Below are 279 nucleotides of genomic sequence, written 5' to 3' on the forward strand. Positions count from 1 at the left end.
TGACCTGGGTGGCCGCCGCCGTCACCCGGCAGGGCGCGGTGCTGCAACCGCTGCCCAAGGGGCGGCTGCTGGCCACCCAGTTCGCGGCGGGCGCCGCCAACCATCTGCTGCCCACGGGGCTGGGCGCGGGCGCCGTGAACCTGCGTTTCATGACCGTGTGCGGGGTGCCGCCGGCCCGTTCCTCGGCCGCGCTCGCCCTGTACCTGCTGGCCGAGTCCGTGGGCCGGCTGGGACTGCTGGCCGCGCTGCTGATCGTGTTCCCGGACGCGCTGCGGCTCG

At 76.0% G+C, this 279-nt stretch carries 1 pseudogene; it reads left to right on the plus strand.

Annotated elements, in window-relative coordinates:
- Positions 1 to 279, plus strand: a pseudogene (locus tag CCN44_RS47260) (TIGR00374 family protein); the annotation flags it as partial.

The organism is Streptomyces tricolor (genome assembly GCF_002155905.1).
GTDB classification, from domain to species: Bacteria; Actinomycetota; Actinomycetes; order Streptomycetales; family Streptomycetaceae; genus Streptomyces; species Streptomyces tricolor.